The 20,633-nt window shown below is 29.6% G+C and carries 20 protein-coding genes; 19 read left to right on the top strand and 1 reads right to left on the bottom strand.

The window, feature by feature from the left end:
- Nucleotides 1-183: 183 nt before the first annotated feature.
- Complete coding sequence (locus tag DRZ96_RS08225) at nucleotides 184-1,434, top strand: YkvI family membrane protein (protein ID WP_112890266.1); 1,251 nt, start codon at nucleotides 184-186, stop codon at nucleotides 1,432-1,434.
- Between the two features lie 55 nt (nucleotides 1,435-1,489).
- On the opposite strand, the gene DRZ96_RS08220 is transcribed toward DRZ96_RS08225, so the two are convergent.
- Nucleotides 1,490-2,956 carry a helicase HerA-like domain-containing protein gene (locus DRZ96_RS08220; RefSeq protein ID WP_112890265.1) on the bottom strand — a complete coding sequence of 489 codons (1,467 nt, stop codon included), beginning with the start codon at nucleotides 2,954-2,956 and terminating at the stop codon, nucleotides 1,490-1,492.
- A 111-nt stretch (nucleotides 2,957-3,067) separates the two neighbouring features.
- On the opposite strand from DRZ96_RS08220, the gene DRZ96_RS08215 reads away from it, so the two are divergent.
- The 18 genes from DRZ96_RS08215 (at nucleotide 3,068) to DRZ96_RS08125 (ending at nucleotide 20,621) form a co-directional block, all read left to right on the top strand.
- Nucleotides 3,068-3,334 carry a hypothetical protein gene (locus DRZ96_RS08215; protein ID WP_236587182.1) on the top strand — a complete coding sequence of 89 codons (267 nt, stop codon included), beginning with the start codon at nucleotides 3,068-3,070 and terminating at the stop codon, nucleotides 3,332-3,334.
- A gap of 43 nt (nucleotides 3,335-3,377) precedes the next feature.
- Nucleotides 3,378-3,668 carry a CD1845 family protein gene (locus DRZ96_RS08210; RefSeq protein ID WP_004829699.1) on the top strand — a complete coding sequence of 97 codons (291 nt, stop codon included), beginning with the start codon at nucleotides 3,378-3,380 and terminating at the stop codon, nucleotides 3,666-3,668.
- Nucleotides 3,669-3,754: 86 nt separating this feature from the next.
- Entirely contained in the window at nucleotides 3,755-4,732 is a 978-nt protein-coding gene (locus DRZ96_RS08205) for a replication initiator protein A (RefSeq protein ID WP_050198394.1), read from the top strand.
- Nucleotides 4,733-4,746: 14 nt separating this feature from the next.
- Entirely contained in the window at nucleotides 4,747-5,604 is an 858-nt protein-coding gene (locus DRZ96_RS08200; RefSeq protein ID WP_005956106.1) for an ATP-binding protein, read from the top strand.
- A 14-nt stretch (nucleotides 5,605-5,618) separates the two neighbouring features.
- On the top strand, nucleotides 5,619-6,110 hold the full coding sequence (locus DRZ96_RS08195; protein ID WP_050198395.1) for a PcfB family protein: 492 nt from the start codon (nucleotides 5,619-5,621) through the stop codon (nucleotides 6,108-6,110).
- Between the two features lie 197 nt (nucleotides 6,111-6,307).
- Entirely contained in the window at nucleotides 6,308-6,514 is a 207-nt protein-coding gene (locus DRZ96_RS08185; RefSeq protein WP_019117252.1) for a hypothetical protein, read from the top strand.
- A 44-nt stretch (nucleotides 6,515-6,558) separates the two neighbouring features.
- Entirely contained in the window at nucleotides 6,559-8,361 is a 1,803-nt protein-coding gene (locus DRZ96_RS08180) for a VirD4-like conjugal transfer protein, CD1115 family (RefSeq protein WP_112890264.1), read from the top strand.
- 151 nt (nucleotides 8,362-8,512) lie between these two features.
- Nucleotides 8,513-9,379, top strand: a complete 867-nt coding sequence (locus DRZ96_RS08175; protein WP_048949717.1) for an Abi family protein — start codon at nucleotides 8,513-8,515, stop codon at nucleotides 9,377-9,379.
- A 191-nt stretch (nucleotides 9,380-9,570) separates the two neighbouring features.
- On the top strand, nucleotides 9,571-9,894 hold the full coding sequence (locus tag DRZ96_RS08170) for a hypothetical protein (protein ID WP_002838912.1): 324 nt from the start codon (nucleotides 9,571-9,573) through the stop codon (nucleotides 9,892-9,894).
- On the top strand, nucleotides 9,895-10,110 hold the full coding sequence (locus tag DRZ96_RS08165; RefSeq protein WP_002838961.1) for a Maff2 family mobile element protein: 216 nt from the start codon (nucleotides 9,895-9,897) through the stop codon (nucleotides 10,108-10,110). It abuts the gene before it with no gap.
- Between the two features lies 1 nt (nucleotide 10,111).
- On the top strand, nucleotides 10,112-10,975 hold the full coding sequence (locus DRZ96_RS08160) for a VirB6/TrbL-like conjugal transfer protein, CD1112 family (protein WP_005956620.1): 864 nt from the start codon (nucleotides 10,112-10,114) through the stop codon (nucleotides 10,973-10,975).
- A gap of 17 nt (nucleotides 10,976-10,992) precedes the next feature.
- Entirely contained in the window at nucleotides 10,993-11,250 is a 258-nt protein-coding gene (locus tag DRZ96_RS08155; protein WP_019107263.1) for a hypothetical protein, read from the top strand.
- Nucleotides 11,250-11,588 carry a PrgI family protein gene (locus DRZ96_RS08150; protein WP_002838958.1) on the top strand — a complete coding sequence of 113 codons (339 nt, stop codon included), beginning with the start codon at nucleotides 11,250-11,252 and terminating at the stop codon, nucleotides 11,586-11,588. Before DRZ96_RS08155 ends, DRZ96_RS08150 begins: the two co-directional genes overlap by 1 nt.
- Nucleotides 11,585-14,080: a VirB4-like conjugal transfer ATPase, CD1110 family gene (locus DRZ96_RS08145; RefSeq protein WP_002842316.1), complete on the top strand. Its 2,496-nt coding sequence runs from the start codon at nucleotides 11,585-11,587 to the stop codon at nucleotides 14,078-14,080. The genes DRZ96_RS08150 and DRZ96_RS08145 overlap by 4 nt, the downstream gene beginning before the upstream one ends.
- Nucleotides 14,052-15,017, top strand: a complete 966-nt coding sequence (locus DRZ96_RS08140; protein WP_112890263.1) for a DNA-methyltransferase — start codon at nucleotides 14,052-14,054, stop codon at nucleotides 15,015-15,017. The genes DRZ96_RS08145 and DRZ96_RS08140 overlap by 29 nt, the downstream gene beginning before the upstream one ends.
- A gap of 9 nt (nucleotides 15,018-15,026) precedes the next feature.
- Nucleotides 15,027-17,993: a C40 family peptidase gene (locus DRZ96_RS08135; protein ID WP_112890262.1), complete on the top strand. Its 2,967-nt coding sequence runs from the start codon at nucleotides 15,027-15,029 to the stop codon at nucleotides 17,991-17,993.
- Nucleotides 17,994-18,012: 19 nt separating this feature from the next.
- The gene (locus tag DRZ96_RS08130; RefSeq protein ID WP_072469619.1) at nucleotides 18,013-18,270 is read left to right on the top strand and encodes a hypothetical protein; all 258 of its coding nucleotides are present in this window, start codon (nucleotides 18,013-18,015) and stop codon (nucleotides 18,268-18,270) included.
- The gene (locus DRZ96_RS08125) at nucleotides 18,267-20,621 is read left to right on the top strand and encodes a leucine-rich repeat protein (protein WP_112890261.1); all 2,355 of its coding nucleotides are present in this window, start codon (nucleotides 18,267-18,269) and stop codon (nucleotides 20,619-20,621) included. Before DRZ96_RS08130 ends, DRZ96_RS08125 begins: the two co-directional genes overlap by 4 nt.
- The last annotated feature ends 12 nt before the right edge of the window (nucleotides 20,622-20,633 follow it).

Here is a 20,633-nt window from a genome sequence, read left to right as displayed (position 1 = left end):
TTTAACTTTATGGCGTAAAATAATCGTATATCTTTATTTTGGAGACTTTACATTTAATTATTTATGAGAATGTTAAAGTAAACATGGAAATATAAAGCTTCATAAAACTAGTAAATTTGAAATATAATATCATTGTGGTAATATATAAGGGTTAATAAATTTAAAGAAGATTAAGGAGAACAAATGAATAAGAAAACCATAAGCATAATACTGGCCTATGTTGGCGTACTTACAGGAGCAGGCCTGGCCAGTGGTCAAGAAATTATGCAGTACTTTATTTCCTTTGGTAAGCCAGGCCTTTTTGGCCTAGTAGCAATTGGAATACTTCACATTTTTGTCGGTGGCATTATACTTCAACTGGGAAGCCACTTTATAGCTGAAAGTCACATAGACGTTTTAGAAGAAGTTTCAGAAAAATTCGTAACAAAGTTTATGGATTTTGCCTTGCTTCTAAATTGCTTTTTAATGGGCTTTGTAATGATAGCAGGAGCTGGCTCCAATTTAAATCAACAATTTGGACTAGCAACTTGGGTTGGATCACTAATTTGCACAATATTAATTATTGTAGTGGGAATGATGGACTTCGAAAAGGTAACTAAGGTAATTGGAGTTTTTACTCCATTAATTTTAGTTTTTACTTTAATAGGAGGATTTCACACAATAATAAATGCAAACCCAGATTTTAATGCCTTAGATGCCCTTGGCAAATCAATACCATCATCTTTACCCAATGTTGCCATTTCAACTATAAACTATTTTGGACTTTGTATGATTTCAAGTATTTCTATGGCCTTTGTACTAGGTGGTACTAGGACAGACTCATCTCAAGCAAGAGTTGGGGGAATGCTAGGTGGTAGTCTTGTGGCAATACTAACAGGGCTAGTTGGAATCACAATATTTTTAGGCCTTAATGACGTAATGGATGCAGACATTCCAATGCAAATAATACTAAATAACATTAATCCATACTTGGGACTTGTTATGTCCTTAGTAATCTTTGGAATGATATTTAATACAGCAATTTCGTTATTTTATTCAGCTGCGAGAAGACTTTCTCTTACAGAAGAAAAATTCAAAAGAAATCTAGTAATTTTCACCCTATTAGGATTTGGTCTTTCCTTTATGGGCTTCAAGAAACTTATGGCAATTCTTTATCCTATACTTGGATTCTTGGGCACTGCCTTAATTATAATTTTAATTGTAGCTTGGTTTAAAGAGAGAGATTCAATAAAGTCGGAAAGTAAAAAGCGTGACCAGATGGAAGAGCTTACAAGAAAAAAATTAGATGATGATGAAGAATTTAGTAAAAAAGATAGAAGAAAGTTAAATGAACTTGCTGAGTCATCTATTATTGACGACGATAAAATAAAGGAAGCCGTTGAAGAAGAAATAGAAGAAGAGATGGAAGAAGAAAATAATAACGATAATGAATAAAAAGAAGACTGGAGAGGTTTTAAAACTTCATCCAGTCTTTTTCTTTTAAATTAATTTATCTTTTCTTTTTCATGGAACCAAGGATTCCTCTTGCAATCTCACGACCAATAGATCTTGTTATAGTGCCAATCATGGAATCAATTCCTTTATCGATGTAAGATTTTTGTTTACGAGAAGCTTTTTTCTCTTTTTCCAATTCTTTTTTACGAAGTTCGTACTCTTCTTCTCTAGCCTTATCAATCTTATCTCTTTCAATCCTTTCCTTGAGAATTTCATAAGCAGACTCCCTGTCTATGGAAGTCTTGTATTTTGAATAGAGAGAAGAAGATTCTACGAGAGATCTTAGTTCAACATCATTTAGACTTGAAAAAGAAGAATGGGGTGGTAAAATTAATGCCTTGTCAGCAAAACTTGGTGCGCCATCTTCATCTGGGAAGGAAACAATAGCTTCTCCAGTTCGTAAATTAATGATTTCTTCTTTTAAGTCCAATGACTCATCTTGTCTAAAGCTATCAGCAACAGCCTTAATAGTTTTTAATTCTTTAGGAGAATAGGCTCTTAGTTGATGGATAATTCTGTTTGAAAGTTGAGAAGATACTTCTTCCGGAATATCTAAAGGATTTTGACTTATAAAAAAGACACCAACTCCTTTACTGCGAACAAGCCTTACAACTTGAATTATCTTTTCTTTTAAAACATTAGGTGTGTTTTTAAAAAGCAAATGAGCTTCATCAAAGAAGAAGACTAGCTTAGGTTTTTCCAAGTCACCAACTTCTGGAAAATTCTCATAAATTTCTGAAAGAAGATACAATAGGAGCATAGAATATAAAAGAGGATTTGTAATTAATTTATCAGCCTTTAAAATATTTACAAGACCCTTGCCATTAGAATCAGTTTTTATGAAATCATTAATATCAATTGCAGGTTCCCCAAAGAATAAATCCCCACCAGCATCTTCAAGGAAGAGGAGTTTTCTTGAAATAGAAGATAAACTTTGGCTTGCAACATTGCCATAATTTTTGCTAACCTCCTCACGGTTGTTACTTACATAATTTATAACTTCCTTTAAGTCTTTTAGATCAATTAATAAAAGTCCTTCACTATCGGCAACCTTAAAGACAATATTTAAAACTCCCATTTGAGTGTCATTGAGGTCCAAAATTTTTGAAAGCATAAGGGGACCCATTTCAGAAATAGTTACCCTAAGCGGAATTCCTCCTTCTTGATAAAGGTCCCAAAGGTTAAGAGTGTAGGCTTTAAAATCAAAATCAGAGATTCCAAGTTCATCAAGTCTCGACTCTAGATTTTCATTCATCTCTCCAGGCTTAGAAATATTTACAAGATCTCCCTTAACATCAGCAAGTATACTTGGGACACCTGCATCAGAAAGACCTTCAGTCAAAACCTTTAAGGTTACAGTTTTTCCACTACCAGTTGCTCCACTAATAAGTCCGTGTCTATTTATTTTATTTAAAAGAATATAATTTTCAGATTTTCCCTTTCCAATTAAAATTTTATCCATAAGAGCCTCCACAATAACTTTATAATATAATTTTATTATAACAGAGAAAAGACTTGATAAAATAAGATTTTATAAATGATATAATAAACTAAAAGATTGGGAGGTCATGTTATGGAGTACTTAAAAGAGATTTATAAAATAAAGACAGAGGACTTTGAAGAAGATTCATACTTAAGAAACATTCCCTCACTAAAAAATTTTCAAGGTTTAAAAATAGAGAAGCCAGTTACCTTTTTTGTAGGAGAAAATGGAAGTGGGGACAGTGATATAATGATGACAGATACAATAAATCCATTAAAATCAAAGTTTAAAGGCTTCCACAAAACTTTTAAACAAGACGATTTAGGATTAAGTCTGTCATCTTTTTTATTAAATTAACAAAAAAGAAAAGAAAACATAAGTAATAAGGATTGAAGAGAATATGATAATATTTAGAGTTTTTTTCAAAATCATATTGTTTCCTATTAGTATAGCGTTAAGTATCATCACTCTATTTTTAACGTTTGTATTAGGACTTAGTACAATATTTTTTAAACTGATTTCATTTATCGCTATTATGGGATTTTTAGGATCTGTTTATCATGGAGAAAAAGCACTTGCTATAGAGGCAATTATACTAGCATATCTTTTTAGTCCTTATGGTTTACCAGTGCTAGGATATTTTATTATAGAAGGGATAGAAGAGGTGAATGAAAGAATAAAAACAATTTAAATATAAAAATAAATAGATTAAAACGATGAAAAAGAGATAGCAAAATCAAAGCTATCTCTTTTTATATGAAAAGAAAGGGGGTTATGATGAAAGAAATAGTTAAATTTGAATATTATTATGGCAATGAAGCAGAACAATATTCATTTTTTAGGATTCCCAAAACTTTGTTTACCGACTTAAATTTTAAAAAACTATCCGTAGAAGCAAAAATTCTTTATGGAATTCTACTCGATAGAATGAGCTTGTCAATTAAGAATAAATGGTTAGATGAAGAAAACAAGGTATACATCATCTATACCATAGAAGAAATTATGGAAGTATTAAATTGGGGGAGAAATAAATCGGTCAAAGTAATGAAAGAAATTGAAGAGATAGGATTATTAGAAAAAAAGAGGTTAGGACTTGGAAAGCCAAATTTACTTTATGTAAAGAACTTTATTTACACAGAAAATAATAAAACTACAGAAGTTTCAAAAGCAAACCTCAAGAAGTTTAAAAAACAAACTTCAGGAAGTTTAGAAAACAAACCTCAAGAAGTTTCAAAAGAGGACTCTAATAATACTAATATTAATAATACTGAAACTAATAATACTGATTTTAATAATACCACCCCCATATCCCCCTTAGAAAAGCTAGGAGAAAAATCAAAAAAAACTTTGGAGGAGGAAGAATTAAAAGAAACTATAAAAAAGAATATATCTTATGAAACCTTTGAAAAAGTAAGAATAGAAGAAAAGAAGCAAGTAGATGTAATGATAAATGTACTTGTAAAAGCCTTAACTAGCTTTACAAACATTAAAATAGGAGGGAGGCATATATCCAATGAAAGTTTTAAAGAAAAATTTCTAAGTCTTAACTATAAACACATAGACTATGTTTTGAAATACCTAAGAGAAAATGCTCCAAAGGATATTAGAAACATTAATGCCTATCTACTGACTCTCTTATACAATGCAGATGAAAATATTAGAAACATAGAAGTCATAAAGAGAGAAAATCAGAAAAGAGAAAACTTTGACTATAGTAACGATGAGGATATATGGAGAGAAATTTTAAATACTTGATAGGAGAGGAGCATATGGAATTAATAAAAGAAATCCTAGAACAGAAAATAAAAAATGCAGAAACAAATAGTCCATCAAAAGATGAAGAAAATAGGAGTTATATAGATCAAGAAACAGGATTAAAATATTGTGCAAAATGTAAAACACCAATTGAAAAAGAAATAGACTTCTTTGGAGAAATAAAAAAAGTTGGTATTTTATGTCAATGTAAAAAAGAAAGACAAAAATTAGAGGAAGAAAAAAGAAAAGAAAATAAAAGGCTTTTGAAAATTGAACACTTAAAAAAAGAGTGTTTTTCTGATCCCATCCTATTAAATTGGAATTTTAAAAATATGGACAAAGATAGTGAGCATGAAAAAGTAGCAAAAAACTATGTGGAAAAATTTGATGAAATATATGAAAATAATATAGGATTAATTCTCACAGGGAATGTGGGATGTGGAAAAACATATCTTGCAAGTGCTATAGCAAATGCTTTACTAGAAAAAGAAATATCAGTCAAAATGACAAATTTTTCAGTAATTTTAAATGATATGACTAACTTTGAGATTGATAAGAGTAAGTATATAGATAACCTAAATCATAAGAAACTATTAATTATTGATGATTTTGGAATGGAAAGAGATACAGATTTTGCAGCTGAGCATATCTTTAACATAATAGATAGTAGATATAGAAGTGGGAAACCATTGATTATAACAACAAACTTAAATATATCAGCTTTAACTAATCCTGAAACTATAAAAGATAAAAGAATTTACTCAAGGATACTTGAAATATGCAGTCCCATTATATTTACAGGAGAAAATAGAAGAATAGAAAAAATGAAGGAGAAATCAAAATTAGCCTATGAAATATTAAAAAAAGAATGAAAGTAGGTGAGTGAATGCAAAATGATGATATAAATAGCAGAACAATAGCCATAGTAAAAAAAGCAAGTATAGTAACAGCCAAGCAAGTTATAAATTTGATGAAGAAAATATTAGAAATAAATAAACATAAAGAGCAGACAGAACAGTCAAGACCCTTAGAAAAATTTAAAAAAGTAAAAGTAAAAGACCTCGTAAAAAAAGGTAAAGTAGAAACCTTAGAATTAAATGACATAGACTTAAAAGCATTGAAAAAAGAATTAAAAAGATATGGGGTGAAATTTTCCATAAAGAAAGATTTAGAAAATGGAAACAACATTATCTTTTTTCAAGCAAAAGATATAAAAGTAATGGAACAAGCTTTTAAAAAGACAGTCCAGAAATTTACTAAAGATAAGTCAAGAAAAAGGAAATCTGTAATAGAAAGGCTTAATGACTTCAAGGATAAAGTCAAAGATACTATTGACAGAGATAAGGTTAAACATAAACATCAGGAACAAAGTTTATAATAAAAACACTTGGATATATAATATATATGATGAGAAGGCATGAATAGCTTTATTGTTGAATACTATGAAAAAGAAGATGGGAATCATCCAGTAGAAGAATTTCTCTTATCTATAGATAAAAAATGAGAACAGAAGCATTAGGGAAAAAACTAAAAAATACCTTTGAAAGTAAAATATAAGTATAATGGTGGTTCAAAATGACAAATAAAAGAATATGTCCCATATGTAACTCAAAGATGAGGCAACAGTTTATAGGTTTATTACATTGCAAGTGTGGTATAAGCTATCATAAAGATTTAGGATATTTTAAAAGAAATGAAAATATGATGTTTGTCTTGGAAAGAAAAAAGATAGGTAAAAAAATAAAACAAGTTCCAGTAATAAGATATAAAAAAGATAAATAAAATACTAATGGGTAGAGAAATCTACTCTTTTTTATGGAGAGGAAGTGATTAATTCGAAAATACTAAATGAAATAATAAAAGATATAAAAAATGTTTTTAAGATAAGAGATAAGAAGAAATTTGTATTAGAAAATCTTCCTTACCTCTTATTTTTTTATATAGGAAATATCTTTGCAAGCCATGTCAACTCTTATGTAGGAGGAGATATAATAGATAGAATTCTAGTAGCTTTTAGTCAAATAGATACTTTAAAATATATTCCATCATTAAAAATAAAAAACTTTATACCCAGTCTAATTCTATCAGTAGTTATTAAGTTAATCCTTATACAGAAAAAGAAAAATGCAAAAAAGTTTAGAGAGGGCAGAGAATATGGATCGGCAAGATGGGGAAATGAAAAAGACATTGAGCCATACATTGACAAGAAGTTTGAAAACAATGTGCTACTAACTCAAACTGAAAGACTTACCATGAACAATAGACCTAAAAATCCAAAATATGCGAGAAATAAAAATGTAATGGTAATTGGAGGTTCTGGTAGTGGTAAAACAAGGTTTTTTGTAAAGCCAAATCTCATGCAAATGCACTCTTCATATGTAGTAACCGATCCAAAAGGAACATTAGTCTTGGAATGTGGGAAAATGTTGGAAAGAAATGGATATGAGATAAAAATACTAAACACAATAAACTTTAAAAAATCCATGAGATATAATCCCTTTGCATACTTGAAAAGTGAAAAAGATATTTTGAAATTAGTACAAACAATAATTGCAAATACTAAGGGAGAAGGAGAAAAATCAACTGAGGATTTTTGGGTGAAAGCTGAAAAACTCTATTACACAGCACTTATAGGATATATCTGGTATGAAGCTCCTAAAGAAGAACAGAACTTTACAACTTTACTTGCTATGATAGATGCAAGTGAGGTAAGAGAAGAAGATGAAAATTTTAAAAATGCAGTAGACTATATGTTTGAAGCATTAGAAAAAGAAAAGCCAAATCATTTCGCAGTAAAACAATATAAGAAATACAAACTTGCAGCAGGAAAAACTGCCAAATCAATCCTTATATCCTGTGGAGCAAGGCTTGCTCCATTTGATATCGAAGAACTAAGGGACTTAATGAAAGAAGATGAACTGGAGCTTGATACACTTGGAGAAAAGAAAACAGCTTTATTCGTAATAATATCGGATACAGATGATACATTTAACTTTGTAGTATCAATAATGTACTCACAATTATTTAATCTATTATGTGATAAAGCAGATGATGAATATGGCGGAAGACTTCCTGTTCATGTGAGATGCCTACTTGATGAATTCGCAAATATCGGCTTAATTCCTAAATTTGAAAAGCTGATAGCAACTATTAGAAGTAGAGAAATATCAGCTTGTATAATATTACAGGCACAATCACAACTAAAAAGTATCTATAAAGATAATGCCGATACCATAGTTGGCAATTGTGATTCTACATTATTTTTAGGGGGCAAAGAAAGAACAACATTAAAAGAATTATCTGAAAGCCTAGGCAAAGAAACCATAGACCTATATAACACATCAGAAACAAGATCAAATCAAAAGAGCTTTGGTTTAAATTATCAAAAAACCGGTAAGGAACTTATGAGTCAAGATGAAATAACTGTAATGGATGGTGGTAAGTGTATATACCAGCTAAGAGGAGTAAGACCTTTCTTATCTGATAAATTTGATATTACAAAGCATAAGAATTACAAGTTATTGGAAGATTATGATAAGAGAAATATATTTGACATAGAGAAATACCTGCAGAGAAAAGATGAGGTTAAGTTAAAAGAGAGTATGGTAGTTGAAATATTAGATGAATAAATTTAAAATTAGAAGTAAGATAGATATTTAGGAAAGATTAAAAGGAAATACTTGACAAAAAATATTTTATAACATACAATAATTTCAACAGCACCCGACACGCCTCTTAACAATGCGGACCAAGTCGGGTCATTTGATTTTAGGAGAAAAAATGAAAAAAATCTATCAAGAACCGATTAGTATAGATAATCAAGTAAAAAATTTAATAGATTTAGGACTTTTAGTAGAAGATAAAACTTATGCTAAGAAAATTCTTGGAAGAATATCCTATTACAGGCTGATTAAAGCTTATAGTATCACATTAAAAAAAGATGGAAGATATATATCAGGAATAAGTTTTGAAGATATTGTAAGTTTATATAAATTTGATAGAGAACTTAGACAACTCATATTTGAAATAATAGAACATATTGAAGTTTCTTTAAGAGCAGTTATCACAAACTATTTTTCTTTAAAATATGGAAATTTTGGCTACAAAGATTTGTCAAATGTGGGAAAATATAAAAACAGATATAAAGAAGCATTAAATGATTTAGAAAGAGAAACAAAAAGAAATAGACGCTCACCATTTATAAAAAACTTTAAAGACAATTATGAAGGTGGAGAAATTCCACTCTATGCAGTGATAGAAGTAGCAAGTTTTGGAACTTTATCTAAAATGTATAAGAATATGAAAAATGAAGATAAAAGTAAAATTGCAAAAGTCTTTCATACAGACTACCATTACTTTGAATCTTGGATAGAAAATTTTGCCTATATAAGAAATATATGTGCCCATTATGGCAGGCTATATGGAGCAAAGCTTACAAAATCACCAAAGCTATATAAAGAATATTTAAAAAATAATATTTCAAACAATACAATATTTGCTACATTAGTTAATCTTAAAATAGTTTCTGAAGAAGAAAATTACAAAAAATTTTATCATGATCTAACAGCACTAATAGCAAGATATGAAAATATTGAATTAAGACATGTTGGCTTTATAGAAAACTGGAAAGAATTACTAAAACCATAAAATTAAATAGAGAAATTTACACCGAAAAAAAACATTTCGGTGTTTTTTTATGCCCAAAGGAGGAAGAATGAAATATATACGAGATGAGCCGAAAAAATAAGATACAGAGAAAAATGAAATATTAATGAATTAGAAGTAGAAGCGATAGAGAAAACTATCGCTTTTTTTATGGAATAAAGGAGATAGAACAAATGGAAAGAGAAATGCTAAATATTAATGGAAATCTAGTAGGAGAAATAAAAACAACTGCAATAGATACAAAGGAAGGAGAAAAAGAGGTAGCTAACTTCACAATAGTTAGAAAGAACAAAGAAGAAGGAAAGGTTAAAAAAGAATATATCTACTGTAATCTCTACGGGGAAAAGGCAAAAAGTGTGAAGGAATTTAAAAGTGGAGAATACATCCATATTTTTGGATATTTTAAGGAAACAAAAAAAGAAGACAAGACATTTAAAAATTTTATCGTAAAGCATATAAATAAAATTGAAAAAGAAGAAAAAGAGGAGGAAATATAAATGGAATTTTTTACACAAGCAGTAAATGTATTAAAAATATTAGTTACAGCAATTGGTGCAGGGCTTGGAGCATGGGGTGTTATCAACCTGATGGAAGGTTATGGGAATGACAACCCTGGTGCTAAATCTCAAGGTATTAAGCAGCTTATGGCTGGAGGGGGAATTGTACTCATAGGTTTAAAACTAATACCGCTATTAGCAAACGTGTTAAAATAAAATGTTTAATATAGTAGATAAGATCAAAGAGTTTTTTTCGGAGATACTTATTGATATGATCAAGGAAAATTTAAGCGGAATGCTCCTTGATATAAATGACAAAGTATCAACGATAGCAAATGAGGTAGGAAAGACTCCAAGTGGATGGAACTTGGAGGTTTTCCACTTCATAAAGTCTATTTCAGAAAATGTTATACTTCCCATAGCAGGTCTTATCATAACGGCTGTACTATGTATTGAATTAATTCAAATGGTAATGAACAAAAATAATATGCATGACACAGATACCTTTGATTTTTTTAAATATATGATAAAAATGTGGATAGCGGTATGGCTTGTATCTCATGCTTTTGACTTTTCTATGGCAGTATTTGATGTGGCACAGAATTTAATAGGAAAGGCAGCAGGTGTGGCAAATGCTAGTGCAAAAGTTTCTCCGGGTGATATAGCTAATATGGTAGATAGCCTAAAAGGAGAGTCAATAGGAAAATTAATGACTATAGTACTAGAGACATCAATTGTAAAGATGATAATTCAAGGGATATCAATACTCATTACAGTTATTCTATACGGCAGGATGATAGAAATATATATTTATACTTCAGTTTGCGCCATACCTTTTGCCACAATGGGTAATAAAGAATGGGGAAGTATTGGAACAAACTATATAAGAGGGCTCTTCGCACTTGGCTTGCAAGGTTTATTCTTACTTATATGCGTAGGAATTTATGCCGTACTTGTTAAGACTTTAAATATATCAGACATACACAAAAGTATTTTTGAATTACTAGGATACACATTAATACTTGGGATAACTATGATGAAATCAGGAAGTATTGCAAAATCAATTTTAAATGCTCATTAATAAAAAAGGAGAAGATGATGAAAATTAGAAGAAAAAAGGACAAAAAAATTAATTTAAAAACACTTGGAACAATAGGACTCCCAATACTTTTAATAGGGGGATATATTACAAGAGAAATACAAAATAGAATGATTATAAGAAAAACATCGGAAGTTTTAGATAATAGAGAAGAAACGAATGAAAAAGTATTAGAAATAGCAGTGAATATGGGAAAATCATTAGAAGATCTGAACAGAGAAGATATATATGGCTTTTACTTAGAGGGTTTAGAATAATGGCTTATGTAAATGTCCCAAAGGACTTAACAAAAGTAAAAACAAAGGTAGCTCTAAATCTAACAAAAAGACAATTAATTGGCTTTACAATTGCAGGTCTAATAGGCTTTCCAGTATATTTAATGGTAAAAAAAGTGCTGCCTAATGACCTATCTATGTTAATCATGATAGGTGTGTCTTTTCCTATAATATTTGCAACTCTTTATGAAAAGGACGGGATCTATTTTGAAAAATATTTAAAGTATATTATAGATAAGAAAAGACAGACAAGTATAAGGATATACAAGACAGAATGTATTTATGATATAAAGAAACAAAGAAAGGAAAGGAGTAAATGAATCAAATACAGAAAAAACAACAGAAAAAATTAAATCAAGAAAAAAGAAATTTAAAAAAACAAAAAGAAGATTTAAAAAGCATTAGTATAAGTCAAAAAAAGATGAAAAAAGCAAATATTTCTAAAGAAAAAGGAAAGCCCAAAAAGAAGCTTTCCTTTTTTGGTGGGAAGAAGAAAAAGAGTGTTCAGGAAACAATCCCTTATTTAAGAATGTTGAGAAATGGGATTTGCCAAGTTGAGAAGAACAAATTTAATAAAATGATACGTTTTTTAGATATTAACTACCAGCTTTCAACAGAAGAAGATAAGGAAAGTATATTTAATGAATTTTCAAGTTTTTTAAACTATTTTGATCCAAGTGTTGATATAGAACTTTCATATATTAATCGCATAGGAAAAAATGAAGAAGTAGAAAAAAACATCAATGTTCCGGATAGAAACGATTCATATAATGAAATACGAAAAGAGTACAGGGAAATGCTAAAAAATCAGAGTCAAAAAGGAAATAATGGACTTACTAAATATATGTATATCACCTTTAGCTTACAAGCACAAGATTTAAAAGAGGCAACTACAAGACTTGAAAGAATGGAAATGGATATATTAAATAACTTTAAGCAGATGGGAGTAAAAGCTTATGTATTAAGTGGATATGAAAGGTTAAAGGTTATTCACGATATCTTAAATCCGAATAAGAATTTTGTTTTTTCCTTTGAAGACCTAAAATATAGTGGACTATCTACTAAGGATTATATAGTACCAGCATCATTTAACTTTTCATCTCACAATCAATTTAAAATTGGAGAATACTTTGGAGAAGTAAACTTTCTGCAAATTCTAGCACCTGAATTATCAGATAGATTATTATCAGAATTTTTAGGGGTTGAAGAAAATATGATTGTAACATTTCATATAAATTCCATTGATCAAACAGAAGCTATAAAGATGATTAAAAGAAAAATAACGGACTTGGATAAAATGAAAATTGAAGAAAATAAGAAGGCTATAAGATCAGGATATGATATTGATATTCTTCCAAGCGATTTAATTACCTATGGTAATGATGCTAAGAAACTGTTAGTAGAACTTCAAAATCATAATGAGAGAATGTTTGTCATAACTATTTTGTTTACAAATATGGAAAAAAGTAGAAAGAAATTGAGTAATATAATTTTTCAACTAAATTCAATAGCAGGTAGACATAATTGTGTATTGAAAAATCTTAACTATAGACAGGAACAAGGACTAATTTCCTCCCTGCCACTTGGAAAAAATGAAATCGAAATAAAAAGAGGACTTACAACTAGCTCTACAGCAGTCTTTATTCCTTTTACAACAGAAGAGCTGTGCTTAGAAGGAGAGAGCTTATACTACGGATTAAATGCTTTAAGTCGTAACATTATTATGACAGATAGAAAGCTTTTAAAGAATCCAAACGGTTTAATACTTGGAACGCCTGGTAGTGGTAAATCTTTTTCGGCTAAAAGAGAAATTACCAATGCTTTTTTAATCACACAAGATGACATCATTATATGTGATCCGGAAGGGGAGTATGGAAATTTAACTAAGGCACTAGGCGGAGAAGTTATAAAAATATCGCCAACAAGTAAGGATTATATAAACCCGTTGGATATAAATGTAGACTATGCCGATGAAGACAATCCCTTATCTTTAAAGTCTGACTTTATTCTTTCACTGTTTGAACTTGTAGTAGGAAAGGAAGGGTTAAGTGCAGAAGAAACTTCAGTAATTGATAGATGCCTTCCAATATTATATAAGAATTACTTCGACAATCCTATTCCTGAAAATATGCCAATTTTAGAAGATTTATATAATTTACTTTTAAAACAAGAAGAAAAGGTAGGGAAAAAATTAGCAGTAGAAATGGAAATTTATGTCAAAGGTAGTCTTAATGTATTTAACCATAGGACTAATGTAGATACAGGCAATAGAATTCTTTGCTATGACATTAAGGAATTAGGAAAGCAACTTAGAAAAATAGGTATGTTAATTGTTCAAGATCAAGTATGGAACAGAGTAACTATTAATAGGAATAAGAAGGAAACCAGATATTACTGTGACGAATTCCATTTGCTTTTAAGAGAAGAACAAACAGCCTCATATTCCATAGAAATCTGGAAAAGATTTAGAAAATGGGGTGGGATTCCAACAGGATTAACACAAAATGTAAAGGACCTTTTAGCCAGTCCTGAAATAGAAAATATATTTGATAACACAGATTTTATCTTAATGCTTAATCAAGCTAGTGGTGATAGGGAAATTTTAGCGAACAAGTTAAATATATCTCTTTATCAGTTATCCTACGTAACAAATTCCAATGAGGGAGAGGGATTACTATTCTACGGAAACACAATAGTACCTTTTGTAGATAGATTCCCTAAAGATACAAAATTGTATAAGTTAATGACAACTAAACCAGAAGAATTAAAGGAAGGGATAGAAATTGATAGACAGAGAGAAGTTAAAAACTAACTATATTATTAATTTAGATGCAATTTCTGCTCTAAAGGAATTTCCAGATAAAACATTTGATTGCTGTATTACATCTCCTCCATATTATGGACTTAGAGATTATAAAGCAGAAGGACAAATTGGAAGAGAAGAAAGTCCGGAGGAATATTTAAATAAATTAATTAAAGTCTTTAGAGAAGTAAAAAGAGTATTAAAAAAAGAAGGAACACTTTGGGTAGTTATTGGAGATTCTTATGCAGGTACAAGAAGCAAAAAAGAATATAAAGATCCTAAAAACATAGAAGGAAGAAGTGGTCAAAAAGAGTCTATTACAGAAAAACTCAGTGGCTACAAGGCAAAAGATTTAATGGGGATACCTTGGCAACTAGCTTTAAAATTAAGAGAGGATGGTTGGTATCTAAGAAGCGATATTATTTGGCATAAGGAAAATGCCATGCCTGAGTCTTGTAGAGATAGACCATCAAGGTCCTATGAACATATCTTCCTACTATCAAAAGCAAGAAAGTATTTCTATAACTTTGACGCTATGAAAGAACCAATAAAAGAAATAAGCAAAAAAAGATATATGAGGGCAAGGGGAAATAATAATAAGTATTTACAAGAAGGCACAGGAGCTAAAAGACAGAGCATAAATGAAGCAAGAGAGTATGGAGAATATATAGGAGATAATGTCCCTAAGTTTAGAAACAATAGAGATATTTGGACTATTAACACCAGTGCGTTTAAAGGAAAACACTATGCGGTATTTCCACCAAAACTGGTAGAACTTTGTATAAAAGCAGGATGTCCTAAAAAAGGCTTAATTCTTGATCCTTTTATGGGTTCAGGAACTGTTGGAATGGTAGCTATTAGGATGGACAGAGAATATATTGGAATTGACATAAACAAAGACTACTGTCAAATAGCTAAAGAAAGGATAGAGAAAAATATGAAATAGGAGGTATATATGAAAAAGAAAGGGAAAGTAAACCCGAGAGATGTACCAAAGACCAAACTTATATCAGAAAAGAAAGAAGAAAGCAATGAAAAATTCAGTAGTACAGAGAGAACATCAGATTTTTCAAAAAAAGAAATTAATAAAGTAAAAAGCAGGAATAACATAGACAATAATGATGAAAACTCTAAGTATTATTCATCTCATTTGCAAGAAAATAGTCAGGATTTATTCAACGAAAAAGATAAGTCAAATAGAGGAAGAAGACAAAGAAAAAACCATGAGGAAAAATTTTCAGAAACTATCTATCATAATGAATATCAGCCAGAATATTCGCAACAGCAGCATAGAAAAATGGAAGAAAATGAGGAAAGTAGATATGGTGAATATTACGGGCAAGAAACAGAATACAGGCTAAGTAACTTTAAAGAAGATTTTAATGATAGACCAAATTCAACTAGCTCTAATTTAAAAAGTAGCACTTCTCCCCAAAAAAATTACAAGGGGAATAGTAATTTAAAATGGAAGAAAAACGTTGAGAGTGAAAGTTTTAATGGTGTGCAAGAGAAAAAAATAAGGAGATTTAGAAAAGAAGAAGATAAGGATTTTAATATAGAGGTAAGTTCAACATATGATCCCTTATCGCAGGACTCAGATAATGATGGTGTCATAGATCGCTATGACATGAACTTTAGTGATAGCAATGTATCATATAGGGACACAAGAGATGACTATAAGTATTTACCATCTTCTGATGTGCAAAGAAACAATTGGGATGATTTTTCTATTCTTGGTAAGAATAGGAAAGAAAGTTTTCAAAAAAACACATTAAAAAAACTTTACCAATCTCAAAGTCAGTTTAAGGACAAAGGAGAAAAAGCAGAATTAAAATCTTTAAATGGGAAGTTTAAAAGAAAAGACCTATCATATAAGGCAAATGAAGAAGATAAAAAAATAATTCAAGACCTGAATACTAATAAAAAACAAAATAGCAAATATTTCAAAGGCAAAGTTAGAAATTTAGAAGAAAAAGATATGCTAATGGGTAAGGTTTCTAGTGGGAAATTTAGACAGGATAGCCTATCTGAAGGATTCAAAAGTGAATCTGAAAAAAATAAAGACAAATATAATATAAATAAAAAGAATCAAGAAAAAATAGGCACGAAAAAAGAAGTCTTCAAACAGGAAAAAAGCGTAATAAAAAATGAGAATCTTGAAGTAGATGAACTTGATTTAAATCATAGTGGAATTTCTAATAAAAACAAGGGAAAGAAAAGACAAATAAAAGACGATTTTGATAATACTATAAAGAAAAGTAATTTTGATCCAAAGGAAGAATACACCAGGACAAAAAAAGAAGTACAGGATTCCAAAAAATTATCTGAAGAAAATAAGGTAGACAAAAAAAATAAAACTAAATTTCATTCTAAAAAAGATAACAAGAGTGAAAAAGATAAGTTTTATAAAAAGGAAGATAAAGTATCAAAACTATATGAGAAAAAGAATAAAAAGGAAAAAGAGTTAATTAAGGATAAGAAAAAGTCAAAAAAAGCGGGTTTAGAAAAACCTATTACTTTTGCGAGTGCTATGACGGCAAACTATCTATATAGTGGGAAAGATGATAATGCAGGCGTTAACGCTGCTTATAAGCTTAGTAGAACTACCGAAGTTATAGGTAGAGAAATTAGCCATTTTAGAAGAAAAAAACCTTCAAAAACTCAAAGAAAAATAAAATCTTTAGAAGGAAAAATTTATAAGAAAGAAAGTAAACTTCTCTTTCAAAGAAATTTTGAAGAATTGAAGAAGACTAAAGCTTATCAAAACTCTAATAAATTGAATCGATTTTTTATGAAAAAGAAGTTTCAGAGAGATTTTAGGAAGAAACACGGGGAAGGTTTAGTAAATAGAATAAAGAAATCTTTCGCTAATATTGGAAAGAAAACATTGGAAGTTTTAAAAAACAAAGGATATAAGCAAATTTTAATTGCCCTTTGTATTTTAGGACTTTTTTTTATGCTATTTCAAGGAATTAGCAATGTTGGCAGTCTTACTTCAGGATTAACAAGTAATGTTATAGCTACAAGCTATCTATCAAAAGAAGAAGTTTTAATGGATATTAATAATGAATTTACAAGTTATGAATATGCATTACAAGATGAAATAGATAGTATTAAAGAAAATTATCCAAATTATGATGAATATCATATAAAAGGAGATTCTGTTGGTCATGATCTACACGAGCTTTTTAGCTATTTAACAGCAAGATATGGAGAGATTAAGTCAGCTGAAGAGATACAAAAGGAATTAAAAAAACTATTTAATCAAATGTATGAGAAAAAATATACTTCAAAGTCTATTACAAAATATGACAGTGAAGGAAATCCATATACCTATAGAATTCTAACATTAACTATAAAAAAGAAAAGTATTGATGAAATAGCAAGAGAAGAATTTGCAAACTATGAAACAAATATGGCTCATTATTTAGCATTACTTGATAGTCAGGGAAATATGAGTGGATATTTTGGATCAAGCTATGGGAACTTGGGAGAGATTATAGACAATCCAAACTTTGGAAATCCCGGTCTTGCTTTTGATTCTGAAACTGCCAAAGCCTTATTTAATGAAGCAGAAAAACATATAGGTAAAAGATATGTGTTTGGAGCAAGTGGACCATCTAACTTTGACTGTTCAGGTTTTGTATGTTGGTCATTTACAAAGTCTGGTGTAAAGAGAATGCCAAGAACTACAGCTTGGCTTATTTATAAAAACTATTGTAATCCAATATCTCCAAGCGAGGCAAAACCTGGGGATATTATTTTCTTTAAAGGCACATATGATTCCGGTACGCCAATTTCTCACGTAGGGATATATGCCGGAAATGGAATGATGCTCCATGCAGGAGATCCTATCCAATATGCCAGTATAAACTCAAGGTATTGGAAAAATCACTTTTATTCCTTTGGTAGACCAAAATAAGGGGAAGGAGTAAAAATCTATGAATAAAAAATTAATCAGAAACATAGAAAAACAGAAGAATTTAAGAAAGAAAAAAGAAGAAATTGAAATAGAACTTCAGTTATTAGTAGAGGAACAAGAAGAAATAGAAAATTTAGAGGTCATCAAGGAATTTCGAAGTCGAAAAATATCTCTTGATGAATTTTTATTTATTGTTAGAAAAAATAAGGAAGAAGAAAATAGAGAAAGAAAAGAACTTAAAAGAAAAGATACAAATGAAAGTGAGGAAAATTTATGAAAAAAATAACCAGTGGAATTTTAGCTGTGATAATGCTACTTGTAATTCTAGTGAATATAGTGGCTGTAAGTCCTGTATATGCAAGTACAGATTATAAGGTAGAGTGGACGGAAGATGATTTTATGTATTCCTCTGAGGGAAATATAATTGCCTTTAGTGATAAAGGCTTAGAAAAGAAAGAGAAGACAAATATTCTAGTATTTCCTGAAGGAACGAAGTCTATAAATGGAAATTATTCTTTAAGTCATTCAAACGATGAACTTAGATATAAAAGAGAATTTGGGCGTGGCAAACATTGGGATAAAGTAATTATTCCTGATTCTGTTAAGCATTTAGGTTATGCTGCCTTTTACGATGCAAGTATAGACGAGGTAAAACTATCAAATAGTCTAACTTATCTTGGTGGTTTAGCATTTTTCAATTGTGGACTTAGCGAAGTGACTTTACCTGATACTTTGGTAAATATTGAACATAATGCTTTTGAAAGAAATAACCTCCAAGAAATAATTATACCTAAGTCTGTGAAGACAATTGAACAATATGCTTTTTCAAAAAATAAATTGCACACTGTAAAAGTTTTAGGCAATCCAACTATTAACAGTAAGGGAGTATTCCATAATCAAGAAGTTGAGTATAGACCAAAACAAAATCCATTTTACGAAAATCATTTTGGTTTTAACGGAAATCAAGGATTCAAATCTATTCCTAATGGATTAAGGTTTGAAAATGGAGAGTTTGTCTTTGATAAGAATGTAGATAGTGTAGAACTTGAATTTGATTATAACAATGATATGTATCAAGGAAAGATGACTATTTACAATCCAAATAAATATTCCATTGATACTCAAACAGATTTAACAGGACAAGATATTGATGAAAAGGACAATAAGATTGATGATTTAACTAAAACCATTAAGGATTTAGAAAATCAGATCAAAGACTTAAATGATAAGAAACAAGAAGACCAATCAAAGATAGATGAATTAAAGGAAAAGTTAGAATCTTGCAAAGATAATGGAGAAAAACTAAAACAAGAAAAGTCTAAGCTAGAAGAAGAGATTAGAGATAAAGACAATAAGATAGCTCAATTGAATAAAGAAATTGAGAATCTTAAAAACTCCAATAATAATGAACTAATAGCAGAAATTACTCAGCTTAAAGATGAATTAAAAAGATTGCAAGATGAAAATGCAAAACTAAAAGAAGATTATTCATCTACAAAATGGGAGTTAGAATCTGAAAAAGAAAAGACCGACAAAAACGAAAATAAAATCAAAGAAATGCAAGAAAAGCTTGAGTCTTTAGAAGGAGAACTTGCAAAGAAGACTAAAGAAATTGAGGATAAAGATAATAAAATTAAGGACTTAGAAAAAGCTCTTGATGAAAAAGATACTAAGATAAAAGACTTAGAGTCTAAAAAGAAAGAAACAGAAAATTCTAAGTCAGAATGCTGCAAGAAAATTGAAGAGCTTCAAAAGGTTATTGATAGTTTAAAAGTATCTTCTGAAAATACAAAAAAAGAATTAGAAGATAAGATTAAAGGACTAGAAGAAAAACAAAAAGCTTCTCAAGAAGAAATTAAAAAGCTAAAAGAAGAGTTAGATAAGAAAATTGAAGAAGCAAAGAAGTTAATCGAGGAAGCAAATAAAAAAGCTAAAGAAGAACTTGAGAAACAAGCTAAAGATGAAAAAGACAAAAATCTAAATCAAGACTTATCTAAGAAATTAGATGAACTTCTAAAACTCCAAAAAGAAAACAAAGAAAAGAAAGAAGATAAGAAATCTCAAGATAAGAAGTGGGATGAATTTTTGAAAGCTGATGACAAGAATATCCTAAATCAATTTGATCTTAACAAGATGAAAAAGCAAGAGGAACAACAAAACAAAAAGCAAGTTAAAGATGAAAAAGAATTTGCAGTTTTTCAAGTAGACAAAAACTTTTATAACATTATAAAAGATGGAAAGAAAACTACTGTGTATATGGATGTAAAAGCATATATTAAGGATAATCGCATTATGCTACCTGTTAGATATGCAGCTTATACTCTTGGGTTTAATGTAGAATATGATGATAGTAAGAGAGAGGCTATCTTTTCAAATAAAGAAAATACAGCCTTACCTAAAAAAACTCTAAGATTAAATATAGATACTGGTGTTATGAAAGATAGTCAAGGAAACATTTATCATTCTGACACTAAACCTGTAATTATAAATGGAAGAATTCACGCATCTATTTCTAATATAGCTAAAGCCTTTAATGCAAGCTGTGGGGATATAAGAGATGAAAAAGATCAAAGTATAGAATGGGATAATAGCAGAAAGGCAGTTTATGTCTTTAAGAATATAAAGTAAGAAAAGGAGATA

This window comes from Peptoniphilus harei, assembly GCF_900454685.1.
GTDB classification, from domain to species: Bacteria; Bacillota; Clostridia; order Tissierellales; family Peptoniphilaceae; genus Peptoniphilus_A; species Peptoniphilus_A harei.
Note: the sequence above shows the minus strand (reverse complement) of the source record. Positions and strands in the feature narration are given on the sequence as shown.

Bases quoted from the DNA above. Each gene is read 5' to 3' on its own strand.
- DRZ96_RS08225 (WP_112890266.1), top strand. From the start codon at position 184: ATGAATAAGAAAACCATAAGCATAATACTGGCCTATGTTGGCGTACTT.
- DRZ96_RS08220 (WP_112890265.1), bottom strand. From the start codon at position 2,956: ATGGATAAAATTTTAATTGGAAAGGGAAAATCTGAAAATTATATTCTT.
- DRZ96_RS08215 (WP_236587182.1), top strand. From the start codon at position 3,068: ATGGAGTACTTAAAAGAGATTTATAAAATAAAGACAGAGGACTTTGAA.
- DRZ96_RS08210 (WP_004829699.1), top strand. From the start codon at position 3,378: ATGATAATATTTAGAGTTTTTTTCAAAATCATATTGTTTCCTATTAGT.
- DRZ96_RS08205 (WP_050198394.1), top strand. From the start codon at position 3,755: ATGAAAGAAATAGTTAAATTTGAATATTATTATGGCAATGAAGCAGAA.
- DRZ96_RS08200 (WP_005956106.1), top strand. From the start codon at position 4,747: ATGGAATTAATAAAAGAAATCCTAGAACAGAAAATAAAAAATGCAGAA.
- DRZ96_RS08195 (WP_050198395.1), top strand. From the start codon at position 5,619: ATGCAAAATGATGATATAAATAGCAGAACAATAGCCATAGTAAAAAAA.
- DRZ96_RS08185 (WP_019117252.1), top strand. From the start codon at position 6,308: ATGACAAATAAAAGAATATGTCCCATATGTAACTCAAAGATGAGGCAA.
- DRZ96_RS08175 (WP_048949717.1), top strand. From the start codon at position 8,513: ATGAAAAAAATCTATCAAGAACCGATTAGTATAGATAATCAAGTAAAA.
- DRZ96_RS08170 (WP_002838912.1), top strand. From the start codon at position 9,571: ATGGAAAGAGAAATGCTAAATATTAATGGAAATCTAGTAGGAGAAATA.
- DRZ96_RS08165 (WP_002838961.1), top strand. From the start codon at position 9,895: ATGGAATTTTTTACACAAGCAGTAAATGTATTAAAAATATTAGTTACA.
- DRZ96_RS08160 (WP_005956620.1), top strand. From the start codon at position 10,112: ATGTTTAATATAGTAGATAAGATCAAAGAGTTTTTTTCGGAGATACTT.
- DRZ96_RS08155 (WP_019107263.1), top strand. From the start codon at position 10,993: ATGAAAATTAGAAGAAAAAAGGACAAAAAAATTAATTTAAAAACACTT.
- DRZ96_RS08150 (WP_002838958.1), top strand. From the start codon at position 11,250: ATGGCTTATGTAAATGTCCCAAAGGACTTAACAAAAGTAAAAACAAAG.
- DRZ96_RS08145 (WP_002842316.1), top strand. From the start codon at position 11,585: ATGAATCAAATACAGAAAAAACAACAGAAAAAATTAAATCAAGAAAAA.
- DRZ96_RS08135 (WP_112890262.1), top strand. From the start codon at position 15,027: ATGAAAAAGAAAGGGAAAGTAAACCCGAGAGATGTACCAAAGACCAAA.
- DRZ96_RS08130 (WP_072469619.1), top strand. From the start codon at position 18,013: ATGAATAAAAAATTAATCAGAAACATAGAAAAACAGAAGAATTTAAGA.
- DRZ96_RS08125 (WP_112890261.1), top strand. From the start codon at position 18,267: ATGAAAAAAATAACCAGTGGAATTTTAGCTGTGATAATGCTACTTGTA.